The sequence below is a fragment of the Mucilaginibacter pineti genome, from assembly GCF_900101875.1.
GTDB lineage: Bacteria > Bacteroidota > Bacteroidia > Sphingobacteriales > Sphingobacteriaceae > Mucilaginibacter > Mucilaginibacter pineti.
The window spans coordinates 1-15,081 of record NZ_FNAI01000005.1; the positions used below are offsets into that span (position 1 = coordinate 1).

Sequence of the window (15,081 nt, forward strand, 5' to 3'; positions counted from 1 at the left end):
GGTGTGAGGTGTGAGGTGTGAGGTGTGAGGTGTGAGGTGTGAGGTGTGAGGTGTGAGGTGTGAGGTGTGAGGTGTGAGGTGTGAGGTGTGTAAGGCCAATTGATCTCCTATTGGTTTGTTTGCTTGCCCATTAGTTTATTTTCAAATCTTCAAATTTTCAAATCAAGCGCTATCGTCCTACCAACTCAATAACCTGCAGATCCTGGATCTTTTCACCATCAATGGCAAAACGCATGAGGGTGCGTACTTTATGCCAGCCTTGTTTACCGGCCGCGCCGGGGTTGAGGTGCAGGCAGTTGATCTTCTTATCGTGCATTACCTTTAAAATATGAGAGTGACCTGTAATAAACAGTTTAGGCGGGTTACTGTAGATCTCGGCACGTATATTTTGACTATACCTACCTGGGTAGCCGCCAATGTGCGTCATCCATACGTCCACCCCTTCGCAATTAAACCTTAAATGCTCGGGGTAAACTATGCGTACGTCTTTACCGTCGATGTTGCCATATACGCCCTTTAACGGCTTAAATGCGGCCAGTTTATCGGCCAATTCAATATTGCCAAAATCACCGGCGTGCCAAATTTCATCGCAATTTTCAAAATGCTTAAAAACGGCGTCATCGAGGTAACTGTGGGTGTCGGATATCAGGCCTATGCGGGTCATTGGGTAAAGATAGAAGTAAGAAATAGAACTCGTAATATTAAATCTTTGTCATCCTGAGCGTAGCGAAGGATCTATTCATGACGATGCAATTCGGATTTGCAAACAGCACAATAGATTCTTCGCTACGCTCAGAATGACAAATCATTTTTTATTAAAATATCGTCAAAAAACCTTTTAACGTTTCCTGATACTCCTTGGTATAAACTTTCGGTCCATCATAAATCACAAACTTTCTTATTACAATAGGTTGGTTGTTAAATCCAAAAGCCAATATCTCACGGTGGGGTTCATCACTTTCAAATGAATAAATATCAACTTGTATTTGCAGGTGCAGCCCATGTTGAACAGCAATATCTTTAACAATTGCACCAGTAGCTAAAGGCAACACCAACCAGCAAGTACCATCGTTTGTTAAATGAGCAGCAACGCCGTCTATTAATCCTTCAAAAAAGCCATCACCTGCATGTTTGGCCAGATTCTTCTTAGCCCCTGGCGATTGCAGCGAATTAATATAGAACGGTGGATTAGAAACGATCAAATCATACTGTCTATCGGGATGGGTAGCAAAGTACTCTTCAAAACCTGTGGTATACAGATTTAATCTATCAGCAAAAGGTGAGTTTTCAAAGTTTTTTGTGGCTGTTTTTGCCGCTGATTCATCAATTTCAACAGCATCGATATTAGCATTCGTAAACCGTTGTGCCAGCATTAGGGCTATAACACCTGTTCCGGTACCGATATCTAAAATTGATTGTGGGTTATCAGCTTCGGTTAAAGCACCAAGTAAAACACCATCGGTATTTATTTTCATTGCGCAGCCGGTTTGGTCAACGCTGAATTGTTTGAACTGAAAGATATTGGCCACTACTACACTTCATACAACTCCAGCGGCAAGCCATCCGGATCGGTAAAAAAAGTAAAGCGCTTCCCGGTAAACTCATCCACACGGATAGGCTCTGCTTCTACCCCAAATTCTTTAAGGTGAAATACGGCTTCATCAAGGGCATCCACCTCAAAAGCTAAGTGGCGCAAGCCGGCAGCTTCGGGGCGCGAAGGACGCGGCGCCGGGCTTGGAAATGAAAAAAGCTCGATCTGGTAGCGGTCGCCCACTATCAGATCTAGCTTGTATGATTGTCTTGCTTCGCGATATACCTCGCGAACTATTTTTAAACCAAGCACCTCTGTATAAAACCGTTTCGATCTTTCATAATCAGAACAGATAATAGCTATATGGTGTACCTGGTTTAGTTTCAGCATTATTCGCCTAAAATAGAGTGTAATACGTTGCTGTGAACCATTTTCACATCAGTAACATGGCCAAACAGTTCTTCGTCTACATTAAGGAAACCATTGTTTACGGTACCCAGCAAACTAAATTCAGTTTCGCTGGTAGCCATAAACTCAATAAAACGTTCCTGTTCTTCTGGTGCTACAGTAACTACTACCCTGCCCTGTGCTTCGCCAAAAAGGAAAGCATCTTTGCGGATGTCGGCATCTGATTCAATATCAAAACCTAATCCGTTTGGCATGGCGGCTTCCAGTAAGGCAATATATAAACCACCATCGGCCACGTCATGGGCCGATTCAATTACGCGGTGTTTTATCATTTCTTTAACGGTTTGCTGCATGCTGTATTCCTTATCCATATCAAAATAAGGAGCAGGGGCTTTAAGTATTTTATGCCATGAAGCCAGGTATTGCGATGATGCAATATCATTAACCGACTCGCCTATCAGATAAATAAGATCGCCTGGTTGTTTAAAGTTGGCGGTCATCAGGTTAGTTACATCTTCCATGATACCCAGCATACCAATAGTTGGCGTAGGGAAAACCGAACCACCATCGGCAGATTGATTGTAGAAACTTACGTTACCGCCGGTAACAGGGGTTTCAAACTTACGGCAGGCATTGCCCATACCTTTAATGGCGCTCACAAACTGCCAGTAAACTTCGGGATTGTAAGGGTTACCAAAGTTTAAGCAGTTGGTAATGGCAACGGGCTCGCCACCGGCGCAGGTAATGTTACGTGCGGCTTCGGCAACAGCTATCTCTGTACCTTTCTGCGGATCGGCATATACATAGCGCGAGTTACAGTCGGTGGTTAAAACAATGGCTTTGTTGGTATCCTTAACGGCAACAACGGCTGCATCGCAGGCCAGGTTAGCCGTCATGGTTTGTACACCTACCATGCTATCGTACTGGTCGGTTACCCAACGTTTTGATGCAAGGTTTGGATGGGCCGAAAGATGCTCGGCAACCTCAACAAGGTTAGCCGGTTCCGGCACATCATCTATGTTAAATTTCTGATTTTCGGCATAGTAAGCAGGCTCGCGGTATTCACGTTCGTAAACCGGGGCACCGCCACCTAATACAAGGTCATCAGCAGGTACATCGGCAACCTTTTCGCCGTGCATGTAATATTCTAAACGCTGGGTATCGGTAACCTCGCCAATAATAGCGCAGTTTAAATCCCATTTATCAAAAACGGCTTCTACTTCTTTTTCGCGGCCCTTGAAAACCACGATAAGCATCCGCTCCTGTGATTCCGACAATAAAATTTCGTAAGGCTTCATATTGGCCTGGCGGGTTGGTACCAGGTCAAGGTCAATACGCATACCGTGCTCGCCTTTGGCGCTCATTTCTGAGTTGGAGCAAATGATACCGGCAGCGCCCATATCCTGCATACCTACAACGGCACCGGTTTTTATAACTTCTAAAGTGGCTTCCAGCAATAGTTTTTCCTGGAACGGATCACCTACCTGAACGGCAGGAAGATCATTTACAGAATCTTTAGTAATATCTTTTGATGCGAAAGCCGCACCATGGATCCCGTCTTTACCTGTAGCCGAACCTACTATGTAAACCGGGTTACCTACACCATAAGATGTAGCCGAAACAGTTTCGCCAGCTTTAACAATACCGGCCGACATGGCGTTTACCAGCGGATTAACGTTATAGCAATCATCAAAAAACAATTCGCCGCCTACAGTAGGGATACCGAAAGCGTTACCGTAATGACTGATACCTTTAACTACTCCTTTAACCAGCCACTTGGTTTTATCAAGTTTCAAGTCGCCGAAGCGCAGGGAATTTAGCTGTGCAATAGGCCTGGCACCCATTGTAAATATATCGCGGTTAATACCGCCCACTCCTGTGGCCGCACCTTGGTAGGGTTCTAATGCCGATGGGTGATTGTGTGATTCTATCTTGAAAGCGCAGCCAATGCCATCGCCCAGATCAACCAGACCGGCATTTTCTTCGCCCGCCTTGGCCAGCATACGGTCGCTGTCTTTTGGCAATGTTTTTAGCCAGGTGATGGAATTTTTGTACGAGCAGTGTTCGCTCCACATTACCGCGAAAATAGAAAGTTCGGTAAAGTTGGGCACGCGCCCTAATATTTCTTTAATACGTTCAAATTCTTCGGGTAGTAAGCCTAAATCTTTGGCGGTTTCAACGGTGGTTAATTCCTGGTGCTCCAATGTAATATTGTTTTATTTGAAAGGATGCGCAAAAGTAGGAAAAAAGGCGGAAAGGTGAAAGGGGATGTGAAAGGCAAAAGGCAGAAAGGTTAAAGGCGAAAGGTTTGGGATTGGGTTTTTGAGAGATGAAGGGGAAAGGCTAAAGGCGAAAGGTTTGGAAGTGGGTATATTAAGGGATCAGGTAAAGATTCTGAAATAAATATTGAGGAGTGGGGTGGATAGCTACCTAATAAAATTCCTTACTTTTTTATCTTTTAATCCTTTATCCCGTACGGGCGTTGCCTTCGGCCGGGCTTTTTGCTACGCCTGCAGAACTTAGGCTCATGGCCGGTATCCGTATCAATCCATAACGCCTATTGCAAGGCACACGCGTGCCGCGTGTGCCTTGCACGGCTCTGCTTACTCAATTACCTTTTACTATATATCCCATAAGCATGTTTTTGCCATACTTTTAAAGGCACGAGTTTTCCATTTTCAAAGTCATCGTAAAAAATAGCATAAGTAGCTGCATTTACTTTAAACCTGTAATACGCAAAAAGCCTATCGGCAAAATCATCGCATACCGATACTTGATAGTATTTATCCTTTGCGGTTGGCGTAAATTCTATATAAGCTTTTAAAAGTCTTTGAGGATCTTTTTTCATCCTTAATTTATTTGAGGCAATTATCTCCGGCAACGCGTTTATCAGTTTTAATACTTTCTTTTCCTGTGGGTTGCTACCATTATTGTCCTGCGCCTTCGCGGCTACAGTAAATAAGCAAAGCAGAATAGGCAGTAGTGTGATAAGCTTCATTAAAATATTTTCAATAAAAATAACGATTTCAATAATTTCTTATCCGCTGAAGCAAGAATTAATATCCACCCCACAACAAAAAAGCCCCGCCATTACGCGGGGCCAAAACTCAATTAGTATGCTCAATTTCCAAATCTCACTAAATCCCACATCAACACTCCACCTGCGTTACTGATCGCCTAATTGAAAGCTGATAGGGATGGTATATTTCACACGCACCGGCTGTCCGTTTTGCATACCGGGTTTCCAGGCTTTGGCAAGCTTTAATACACGCAAAGCTTCCTCATCCAATCCGTAACCTACCCCCCTGTCAACCTTAATATTTGATAGCTGCCCATCTTTTTCAATAACAAAGCTCAGAATAACTTTACCCGAAACACCCTGATCAACAGCAGCACCCGGGTACCTGATAGTACGTTGCAGGAATTTGCTCCAGGCCGCAGCACCTCCATAAGGCTCAGGCATTACATCAAGACCGCTGGTATATATAGTATTGTCATCTTTACCTTTACCATTTCCTTCAATCCCTTTTCCATCGCCTGTGCCTCCGCTTGAATTACCTGTTGTAGCCGGGCCTTCAATATTGGCGCTTCCGGATGCTGCTGTTTGTAGTTGAACAATAGTAGGCGGATCAACCGGGGGTGTAATTGGAACCACAACAGGCGGCCGGTTATCAACGGTATGCACCGGCGCAGATGCTTTTGCTGGCGCTTCGGTGTGTTTAACCTGTTGCTCCTGCGACTTTTTAAGTTCGGCCTTTAACGGCGGCGGAGGAGGTACATCTTTTAATTTCACGGTCGTCCATTTCACTATTTCAACTGGTTTAATGATAGGCCTAAAAATAATGCTCGCCACAACTAATACTGCTACCCCAGCAAATGCCATCGCCATGGCGCGGGTCATGTTGCGGCCGTAATGCAGCCTTAAATCATAGGCACCGTATGCTTTGTTACGGTGGTCAAATACAATGTCGAGCCACTCGTCATTGTACAAATCAAATTTGGTTTTTGACATAATTACAAAATTAAATTTCTTACTAAACGAATATACATATATAATATTTTATAAAACAAGAAAAAAGTTACAATTAGCCTAAAATAAATTTCATCAGAATTTCATATTTATAGGAATCGATAAAAATTTATAATCAATCAAAAAAATATTAAAAAAAGACAATTTTTAAAGTAAATTTTACAATACAAGTTGCTTTTAAAGTATTTTGACTGCATTTTTTACACACAAAAGCATAAAAAGTTAAAATATTTATAAAATAAGTGTGATTATTTTATTTTTTTACTACTTTTAGGGATGGTTAACAGGCTTTATAAACTTTCAGCCTTATTTTTTATGCTCTTTTCCGGATTTTCAGTCCACGGAAGAGGCGGATTATACCATATTAACCGAAAAAACGAAAGAAAAGCCACAATATCGGCTACAACACTGCACAATAACCCGCTTAATTACGAGTATATTCTTAATAATATACCCTTACAGGTTATTAATTTACAGCAACACCGTGGCGCACATTCGTTACACGCCTTTACTACCAACCCAAATTTCTATACAATACGATTAAAGTACATCAATTTCGTTTGCAGTGGTAGTTCAAGTGAGTTATCGCGGTTCCGCAAACTAATCCTTTATCCCTTCCATGCTTTTTGGTAGCAGCAAAACAATACAATCCGGATGCTCTGATTAAGCAATCGGATACTATTGTTTTTTAAAAAAATTTAGTTTTAATACTGGAAGGCATTTTGATTGGATGCATTGCACAGTATTGCTTTAACGCTACCCGGTATTTTGATTGGGTACCGGGTAGCGTTACTTAAATTTTATTTACCGCTCCCTAAAACCCTAAGCATGAAAAAATTCATACCTTTTGGCGTACTTTTAATTGTAATTGTATTAGCCCTTATATTTCCCTCTAACGAACTAACTATTGTTAAAGACAGTAAAATTGATACCGGCGATACCGCCTGGCTATTAGTTAGTACCGCACTTGTATTGATAATGACACCAGGACTTGCCTTTTTCTACGGCGGTATGGTGAGCAAAAAAAACGTACTATCAACCATGCTGCAAAGCTTTGTATGTATGGGTGTTATAACCGTAATATGGGTAATATTTGGTTTCAGCCTTGCCTTTGGCGATAGCATTGGCGGTTTCATTGGCGATCCGCGTACCTTTTTTATGATGAAAGGAACCCTTGGAAATGCAACCTGGAAACTGGCGCCTACCATTCCACTGGTATTGTTTGCTATGTTCCAGTTAAAATTTGCCGTAATTACACCGGCCCTTATCACAGGTGCATTTGCCGAGCGTATCCGTTTTAACTCATACGTTATTTTCCTTTGCCTGTTCATGATATTTATATACGCCCCTTTAGCCCACTCCACATGGCATCCAGATGGTTTTCTATTCGGAAAAGGCGTGCTTGATTTTGCTGGCGGTACTGTTGTACACATGAGCGCAGGCTGGGCAGCACTTGCATCAGCATTATATTTAAAAGGCCGTAACGAACCAGGACACACGCCAGCCCGTATCAGCTATGTATTATTAGGTACAGGTTTATTATGGTTTGGCTGGTTTGGTTTCAACGCAGGTTCGGCATTAGGCTCTGGCACCCTGGCAGCAACTGCTTTGGCTACAACAACCACAGCATCTGCAGCAGCCGCAATGGCCTGGATGTTCTTCGATATCCTTCGCGGTAAAAAACCAAGCGTATTGGGCGCTTGTATAGGCGCAGTTGTAGGCTTGGTAGCTATTACCCCCGCAGCGGGCTTTGTAACTATCCCCCATTCATTAATAATAGGTATAGTTGCAGCTGTGGTAAGTAACCTGGTGGTGATCTGGAGAACAAAAACCACTATTGACGATACCCTTGACGTATTCCCTTGCCATGGCGTAGGCGGTATGGTTGGTATGTTACTAACGGGTGTATTTGCTCACGTAAACGTAAACGGCGGCAACACTACAGGTAATGGCTTGTATTATGGCGAAACCCATTTATTTTTCCTTCACGTTTTAACCCTAATAGGTGTATCTGCCTTCGCATTCTTTGGCTCACTCATCCTACTGAAGGTAACCGATATGATAAGCACCCTGCGTGTAACCCCAGAACAAGAACTTGCCGGTTTGGATATCAGCCAGCACGACGAAGAACTTTAATAAACACGGATCAGACCGTGTATTTTACCCAATAGTAATTCAAATAGATTAAATAAAGAATTACAATCCACCACATCAAAACCAAACTAACAACAAAAAATTAAGCCGCCTCAATTTACGTGAGGCGGCTTTTTTAATGAGTTATTTAAATGAGATTAGGGTCACCATATATCAAAAAGATCAATGATTTAATGACCAATGCCCCAGTGACCAAACCTACCACTCCTTCGTCGAGATCTTCTTTATCGCTTTATCGGCCTTAGGTTTTGGCATTGATGATATTTTAAGCATGTATGATTTTAAAACCGAGCCTACCTGCCTGCTATTCTGCAGAATTTTATCCAGGTAAGCGGCAACATCTTTTGCATCTATTTTTCTTTTGGCATTTTCCAAGGGGATATAAACACCCGGTGTTGGTACATCCATGCCATACCTATCGCGTTGATAGGGAATAAAAACAAAGTCGGTAAACCAATAGCGGTATTTTGCATCTTTAACTTCAATGCGCAGGGAATAATCAATTTCGCCGCCAACACCAGCCAATACGAGCGTTTTTTTAGTTATCATAAAACTCCCTTTACCCGTTAAAGTTCCCAGTACTTCATCAGCTTTAGATAGCTTTAATTTATTACCTGTAACAGATTTCTTTATAAAATAAAGCGCTCTTGTGTATAAGGTATCTTTATTTAAACCAGCCTGCTCAACTGTTTGGTAATAAATGTATTTATTGTTTTCATCAAAGGCCAGCGAATCGGTTTGTGCCGAAACGGTTTTAGCAAACAGGATACAAGTAAGGGCAATAATTAAATTTTTCATCGGCACGTGGTATAATTTCTCTATAAAGATAAAAAGCCCCCCGGTAAATCGGGAGGCCTTTTAATAAAAGTTAAGATATTTTTAGAAAGCGTAAACAGCTGCCAATATAAATTGCGATGCTGATTTAGTGAACGTAGTTCCGTCACTTTTAACAAAAGCGTCTACATCTTTAGTATGATCAACCCTGATCTCTGGAATAAAAGTTAACGGACCAGCTTTGATATTTGCAGTTAATGTTGAAGCCAATACTGAGTTACCCGGAGAAATACCCAAATTCGGACCACTATTGGTTGATTTTGTTTTAAAGTACTCTTCTCTTAAACCAAAAGTTACTGCTTTTGAAACAGCAAACTGTGGATATAATGCATAACCGTAATAGTTTAATGCACCACCGCCAGATTTTCTTGCAGCATTTAAACCTAATTTAAATGCATCGGTTATTTGGTAGGCTGTGGTTAAATCCAAAACTGTACCAGCGTATTTACCCGATAAAACATTAAGATATGCTGTCCATCCTTTAACAGGGGCAATAAATAACTGTGAACCAAAGGTTGATACCTCAGGTGTTGCTGAGTTTGATTTATACACATTCCAGTTATCGTTAAATACGCCCGCCATTAAGCTCACTTTATCTGAGAAAGCGTAAGTAGCTTTAAAGCCAGCATTTTGAAACGGACCAGCACCAAACAGGTATGAAGTTGAGTAGTTAAAGTTAGCTACCGGGCTAATAACCTCGTAACCAACAAACGTACCCATATAACCGGCTGTAAGGTTCAATTTATCGGTTACATCATAACCAACATATAAATTTTGTATGTGGTATGAATCACCGGCACCCCCAGCAGGGATTGATTGCTCCTGACCACGCGGACCGAATGACATTTCGCCAACGAAAGATGCCTTACCAACCTTTTTCTTTAAACCCAGGTCTATCATACCTATGGATACAGAGTTTTGATCTGAACCAAAATAAGTTTGAATATTGCCATGTTTCGAGAAATCATATTTGTAGTACGTATCTACCGAACCGTAAATGATCAACGGAGCGTCGGGTGTAGTTTTTACGGTGTCCTGCGCCTTAACTGCAAAGGCGGCAATGCAAAATAATGTAGAGAGTAAAAGTGTTTTTTTCATGATAACGATTTAATTGTTGATAAACTTCAGTTGTTAATTGTTTGGATTGATTTGGTTAATTATTGCTCTTTTAAGGCAAGAGCAGCCTTTTATAAAGGATTGGGACTTTTTACTGTCGGCATAAAAAATCCCTGTACGGTTGGCTATGCAAACTAACACTCACCTAAAACCAACCGCACAAGGCTTAAAAAATTCTATTTATTAAACTTCCGAGGTAGCTTTAACACCTTTATCAAAAAGGCCGCTTAAACTGATCTCATCGTCTTGAACGGGATAAGCTTCAATTCCGTGATCAAAAACATCAATACCACCAACACCTGCTTCACCATGCTCTTCGATACGTAATTTCCAAGGATGACCCAATTTGTTGATGATAAACATCATAGCAAATGATACAATGAATACAGCTGCAGTAATAGTGAAACTACCGATGAACTGCGCTTTTAATACCTCAAAGCCACCACCATAAAACAAACCTGTAACAGGAGCTGAGTTATCGGCACCAGTTGGACCTGTAGAACCAAACTGACCAGAAGCGAAGAAACCTAAAGATAAAGTACCCCAGATACCGTTGAAACCGTGTACAGATACTGCACCAACCGGATCGTCAATTCTGAACCACTCAATAAGGTAAACACCGGCGAAGATGATCACACCTGATATTGCACCAAGCGCAAGAGCACCAAGCGGGCTTACCCAGTAACAAGGACATGTAATAGCAACCAAACCAGCTAAGAAACCATTGATAGTAAATGCAAGGTCGAATTTGCCTTTAGTCGGGCCAATCCATAATGCCGCAAGCATAGCAGTGAAACCTCCAGCACAAGCAGCAAGCGTAGTGTTGGCAGCAACCCGACCAATACCCTGCACATCCATTGCAGATAAAGTAGAACCAGGGTTAAAACCGTACCAGCCAAACCAAAGCAAGAAACCACCCACAGCCGCAACTAATAAGTTATGACCGGCAGGTAATCCGCCTTTTTCTTTATCGTCGCGGGCAAATATGCGGCCTAAACGCGGGCCTAATACCATTGCACCGGCTAACGAGGCAACACCACCTATTGTGTGTACGACAGTTGAACCTGCAAAATCACGGAAAGGCTGTGTGCTTAGATGAGCAAGGACACCTGATGTTCCCATTGTAGCAAGGAAACCATCCGGACCCCAAGCCCAGTGACCAATGATAGGGTAAATAAAACCTGTAATACCAATACTATACAAAATGTCGCCACGGAAACTTGTACGACCAATCATAGCACCAGAAACGATGGTTGAGCAAGTATCAGCAAAAGCATATTGGAAAATCCAGTGTGCTAAAATTGGAATACCTGTTGTACCGTAAGTTAACGGCGTATTTTGCAGGAAGAACCAATTTTTACCATCAGCTCCCCAGCCAATAAAGCCATTGCCACCGCCAAACATAAAGGCGTAGCCTACAGCGTAAAATAAGATACCGCAAAGGCAGGTATCAAAAATACACTCCATCAATACGTTAACAGTTTCTCTTTTGCGGGCAAAGCCTGCTTCAAGCATTACGAAACCGGCCTGCATACCAAATACTAAAAAGGCAGCAACCAGTGTCCATACCGTGTTAACGGTATTAATCAATGCCGTTTCGTGAGCAGTGTAGGTATCAGCAGCATGTGCCGACGTACCAAATACACCAGGTAAAACCATCATTGCCACAATTACCAGCAATAAACCGATCATCTTGCCCGTCATGATGGTTGCGCCCAGCGCCCACTTCTCCCGTGACAGTTGTCGGACTGCACTAAAGAGGTTTTGTTTTGTAGAACTTACTTTCATCGTTTTTTAATTTAGTTTGATTGTTTTTTAATAGTTTAATTTAGTTTGATTGTTTTTTATGTTCTTTTTTTTGATTGCAATGGAAAAATGATTGGTTAAAATTTACAAAAATCAGCATATTTTTATTTTAGCTTCAAAACCACAATAATTTTTATAAAAAATATAATATTTGTGATGTTTCTGTAAATTATTTTCTGAAATTATGTAGTTATTTTAACAATAACAAATTTTTAACAAAAAAAACATATCAAAAAAGGCAATATTTACAATAATTGTAAATCAAAACTTGAAAACACATATAAATTTATCGATTTTTTAATTTTAAAATGCAGTTAATTCGATCAAATTCAAACATTTCAAAAAAATTAGATGATTTCTATTAAAAATTGATGTTTTTATTGACTTTAAGGCAAAAACAAACAATTTTATAGCTTAAAAATCAATTTTATCCTTAAATAACTACTCAAAAAAGCAGGATACTATACATAACAGGTTAACGATTTTACATTTTTATGCCCTATTGCATTATATTTCTATTAATTTATATACATATTTAAAGGATAGTTCTATTTTTGAATTTGCCTTTATATTAAACCGCATACTATTATGTCCAACATCCGATTCAAAGCACTGCAGGACGTTCTGAACAGAACCATCCCTGAAGTGAAAGCACCTTCTGCAAAAATTTCAGATTACTTTGGCGCCAATGTTTTCGATAAAAAGAAAATGAAAGAATATCTTTCGACAGAAGCTTACCAGGGAATTGTAAACTCTATTGAAAAAGGTGAACCTATACCACGCGACCTTGCCGAACAGATTGCATCGGCCATGAAAGCATGGGCTATCGGCAAAGGGGCCACACATTATACACACTGGTTTCAACCGCTTACCGGTACAACTGCCGAAAAGCACGATGCCTTTTTTGAACCAACCGCCGATGGCGGCGCCATTGAGCGTTTCAGTGGCGATGCACTATCGCAACAAGAGCCGGATGCTTCCAGCTTCCCGAGTGGTGGCATCCGTAATACCTTTGAGGCCCGCGGTTATACTGCATGGGACCCATCGTCGCCGGCTTTTTTGATGGCAAAAACGTTGTGTATCCCAACCGTATTTGTATCCTACACCGGCGAGGCGCTTGATTATAAAGTACCATTGTTAAAAGCGCTGAGTATTTTAGATAAAGCCGCGGTTGATGTTTGCCATTATTTTGATAAAGGCATTGAAAAAGTGAATGCCTCTTTAGGTATCGAACAGGAATATTTTTTGGTAGATATTGCCTTATTTAATGCCCGGCCCGATCTTTATTTAACAGGTCGCACCTTATTCGGTCACATCTCTGCAAAAAACCAACAACTGGAAGATCATTACTTTGGATCTATCCCCGGACGCGTTTACGCCTACATGCAGGATATGGAAGCCGAAGCCTTATTATTAGGCATCCCCTTAAAAACCCGCCATAATGAGGTAGCGCCATCGCAATTTGAGTGCGCCCCTATTTATGAAGAAATAAACCTGGCTATTGACCACAATCAACTGTTGATGGATTTGATGGACCGCGTTGCCAGGCGCCACAATTTTAAAGTGTTACTGCATGAGAAACCTTATGCGGGCATCAATGGATCGGGCAAGCACAATAACTGGTCGCTGATTACCAATACGGGTAAAAACTTGTTGTCGCCAGGTAAAACACCTAAAAACAACTTAATGTTCCTTACGTTTTTTGTGAATACCATAAAAGCCGTTTACGAACATGCCGACCTGCTGAGGGCATCTATCACCTCAGTTAATAACGATCACCGCCTCGGAGCAAATGAAGCCCCACCGGCCATTATATCCATATTCCTGGGCAGCCAGCTAAATGATGTACTTGACGAGATTGAAACATCACGCATCAGCAAAAAAATCAAAGAAGATAACCTGCTATGGCAGGGCATTCCTAAGATCCCGCAGATATTGCCAGACAATACCGACCGTAACCGCACCTCGCCTTTTGCCTTTACCGGCAATAAGTTTGAGTTGAGGGCTGTTGGTTCATCGGCAAACTCGGCCAGCCCGATGACGGTACTTAACCTGATAGTTGCCGATCAGCTTAAAAAATTCAAATACGATGTAGATAAGTTGATAAAGAAAGGTGAGAAGAAAGACCTTGCCCTATTGATCGTTATCAAAAAATACATCAAGGAGTCGAAAAACATTCGTTTTGAAGGCAACGGCTATAGCGAAGAGTGGGAAAAAGAGGCTGCTACGCGCGGTTTGGCCAATATTAAAACCACACCCAAGGCGCTGGATGCCATGATTTCCGAAAAAACGGACATCCTATTTGCTGAAACCGGGATCTTTACCCCTCGCGAAGCTCATGCCCGTCATGAAATTTTACTGGAAGCATTCTATAAAAAGCTACAGATAGAGGCCCGCGTTATGGGTGAGTTGGTGTTGAACGTAATTATACCAGCGGCCATAAACTATCAAACCAAACTCATAGAAAACGTTAAAGGATTAAAAGACCTTGGCCTTGATCCATCTATCTACGAAGCACAGCTTGATATCATCACCAAAATAGGCACCCATGTTAACTTCATTAAAAACAATGTGGAGCAAATGGTAAACGAACGTAAAAAAGCCAACGCCATTGAAGATATCCGCCAGCGTGCTATTGATTACGATGAAAAGGTAAAAACCTTTTTCCAGCCAATACGCTACAATGTTGATAAACTGGAGCAACTGGTTGATGATACGTTATGGCCGCTACCTAAGTTCAGGGAGTTGCTGTTTATTAAATAGCACGATTCCGTTAAATTATTAAAAGCCATTAATTCAACTGAGTTAATGGCTTTTTTATATAAACCTTACCTCATACATTATAACTATTATAATGAAAGCTATAAACGTTTTAAGTCAAATCACACTTATCATAGGCCTTGTATTAATAGGTGCATATTTTGGAGACAGACGAGCGCATTCAATAACTCAAAATAAAACAATTGAGATAGTCGGGATTGCAATGACAATCATTTCTATTTTGGCGATAATAGCAGTTAGTTTACCATCCAACAACAGACAAAAATAAAACAATAACGTATTTCATATTTAGTCTGTCCATTCAGATGAGTTAGTGGCTTTTTATCCCTGTAGAGACGCATATTTGCGTTTCCCGTATGCAAATCGGATATGCAAAATTTACCTGGCATGATCGGAAACGCAATTATGCGCCTCTACGTTA

General features: G+C 41.3%; 12 protein-coding genes. 3 read left to right on the forward strand and 9 right to left on the reverse strand.

Going from position 1 to position 15,081, the window contains the following annotated elements; translation table 11 throughout:
* Positions 1 to 169: 169 nt before the first annotated feature.
* From BLS59_RS12370 to BLS59_RS12395, 6 genes are all read right to left on the reverse strand, one after another.
* Positions 170 to 664, reverse strand: a complete 495-nt coding sequence (locus BLS59_RS12370; protein WP_091149603.1) for a metallophosphoesterase family protein — start codon at positions 662 to 664, stop codon at positions 170 to 172.
* Between the two features lie 151 nt (positions 665 to 815).
* Positions 816 to 1,529, reverse strand: coding sequence for a tRNA1(Val) (adenine(37)-N6)-methyltransferase (locus BLS59_RS12375; RefSeq protein ID WP_091149604.1), 714 nt, complete (start codon positions 1,527 to 1,529; stop codon positions 816 to 818).
* Positions 1,530 to 1,531: 2 nt separating this feature from the next.
* On the reverse strand, positions 1,532 to 1,921 hold the full coding sequence (gene gloA2, locus BLS59_RS12380) for an SMU1112c/YaeR family gloxylase I-like metalloprotein (RefSeq protein ID WP_091149605.1): 390 nt from the start codon (positions 1,919 to 1,921) through the stop codon (positions 1,532 to 1,534).
* Positions 1,921 to 4,143, reverse strand: a complete 2,223-nt coding sequence (purL, locus tag BLS59_RS12385) for a phosphoribosylformylglycinamidine synthase subunit PurL (protein ID WP_091149606.1) — start codon at positions 4,141 to 4,143, stop codon at positions 1,921 to 1,923. The genes gloA2 and purL overlap by 1 nt, the downstream gene beginning before the upstream one ends.
* 407 nt (positions 4,144 to 4,550) lie before the next feature.
* Positions 4,551 to 4,937, reverse strand: a complete 387-nt coding sequence (locus BLS59_RS12390; protein WP_091149607.1) for a hypothetical protein — start codon at positions 4,935 to 4,937, stop codon at positions 4,551 to 4,553.
* 168 nt (positions 4,938 to 5,105) lie between these two features.
* The gene (locus BLS59_RS12395; RefSeq protein WP_091149608.1) at positions 5,106 to 5,951 is read right to left on the reverse strand and encodes an energy transducer TonB; all 846 of its coding nucleotides are present in this window, start codon (positions 5,949 to 5,951) and stop codon (positions 5,106 to 5,108) included.
* A gap of 846 nt (positions 5,952 to 6,797) precedes the next feature.
* Here BLS59_RS12395 and BLS59_RS12405 point away from each other — a divergent pair.
* Positions 6,798 to 8,105 carry an ammonium transporter gene (locus tag BLS59_RS12405; RefSeq protein WP_091149908.1) on the forward strand — a complete coding sequence of 436 codons (1,308 nt, stop codon included), beginning with the start codon at positions 6,798 to 6,800 and terminating at the stop codon, positions 8,103 to 8,105.
* A 216-nt stretch (positions 8,106 to 8,321) separates the two neighbouring features.
* On the opposite strand, the gene BLS59_RS12410 is transcribed toward BLS59_RS12405, so the two are convergent.
* The 3 genes from BLS59_RS12410 to BLS59_RS12420 form a co-directional block, all read right to left on the reverse strand.
* Positions 8,322 to 8,921: a DUF4468 domain-containing protein gene (locus tag BLS59_RS12410; protein ID WP_091149610.1), complete on the reverse strand. Its 600-nt coding sequence runs from the start codon at positions 8,919 to 8,921 to the stop codon at positions 8,322 to 8,324.
* Between the two features lie 81 nt (positions 8,922 to 9,002).
* Entirely contained in the window at positions 9,003 to 10,055 is a 1,053-nt protein-coding gene (locus BLS59_RS12415; RefSeq protein ID WP_091149611.1) for an outer membrane beta-barrel protein, read from the reverse strand.
* A 201-nt stretch (positions 10,056 to 10,256) separates the two neighbouring features.
* Positions 10,257 to 11,861: an ammonium transporter gene (locus tag BLS59_RS12420; protein WP_091149612.1), complete on the reverse strand. Its 1,605-nt coding sequence runs from the start codon at positions 11,859 to 11,861 to the stop codon at positions 10,257 to 10,259.
* A 606-nt stretch (positions 11,862 to 12,467) separates the two neighbouring features.
* Between BLS59_RS12420 and BLS59_RS12425 the strand changes: the two genes are divergently transcribed.
* Together BLS59_RS12425 and BLS59_RS12430 are read left to right on the forward strand one after the other, a co-directional pair.
* The gene (locus BLS59_RS12425) at positions 12,468 to 14,642 is read left to right on the forward strand and encodes a glutamine synthetase III family protein (RefSeq protein WP_091149613.1); all 2,175 of its coding nucleotides are present in this window, start codon (positions 12,468 to 12,470) and stop codon (positions 14,640 to 14,642) included.
* 91 nt (positions 14,643 to 14,733) lie between these two features.
* Positions 14,734 to 14,928, forward strand: coding sequence for a hypothetical protein (locus BLS59_RS12430; protein WP_091149614.1), 195 nt, complete (start codon positions 14,734 to 14,736; stop codon positions 14,926 to 14,928).
* Positions 14,929 to 15,081: the final 153 nt, after the last annotated feature.